An 852-nucleotide genomic window follows, 5' to 3' on the forward strand; every position below is an offset into this window, starting at 1 on the left:
CCCCACCACCCCGGACGCCCCCGGGGCGCCGCTGCTCGAAGTCCGCGACCTGAACGTCACCTTCACCACCGCCCGCGGCCCCGTACGCGCCGTCGACTCCCTCGGCTTCACCGTCGAGGCCGGGCGGACCCTCGGCATCGTCGGCGAATCCGGCTCCGGCAAATCGGTCACCTCGCTCGCCGTCATGGGCCTGCACCGCGGCGCCGAGGTCACCGGCTCCGTCCGGCTCGCCGGACAGGAGCTCACCGGGATGCCCCAGAAGGAGCTCTCCCGGCTCCGCGGCCGGAAGATGGCCATGATCTTCCAGGACCCGCTGTCCAGCCTCCACCCCTACTACACGGTCGGCGAGCAGATCGCCGAGCACGTCCGCGTCCACTTCAAGGCAGGCCGGGCAGCCGCCCGCACACGCGCCGTGGACATGCTCGGCGAGGTGGGCATCCCCGAGCCCGCCCGCCGCGCGCGCGAGTACCCGCACCAGTTCTCCGGCGGCATGCGCCAGCGTGCGATGATCGCCATGGCGCTGGCCTGCGAGCCCGACCTGCTCATCGCCGACGAACCCACCACCGCCCTCGACGTGACCGTCCAGGCGCAGATCCTCGAACTCCTCGCCCGCCTCCAGCAGGAGCGCGGCCTCGGCATCATCATGATCACCCACGATCTGGGGGTCGTCGCCCGCGTAGCGCACGAGGTGCTCGTCATGTACGGCGGTCGCGCCGCCGAACGGGCCGGCGTCGACGAACTGTTCGCCGACCCCGCCCACCCGTACACCCGGGGCCTGCTCGACTCGATGCCCCGCCTCGGCGACACCACGGACGGCGCCGACGACGAGCCCCTGCGGGCCATCCCCGGATC

At 72.9% G+C, this 852-nt stretch carries 1 protein-coding gene; it reads left to right on the plus strand.

The annotated features are described in order from the left end of the window. Positions 1-31 precede the first annotated feature (31 nt). Positions 32-852: ABC transporter ATP-binding protein (locus HYE82_RS36855; RefSeq protein ID WP_179178575.1), on the plus strand; the 821-nt coding region annotated here is incomplete at its 3' end.

Source organism: Streptomyces sp. BR123 (assembly GCF_013401435.1).
Lineage (GTDB): Bacteria > Actinomycetota > Actinomycetes > Streptomycetales > Streptomycetaceae > Streptomyces.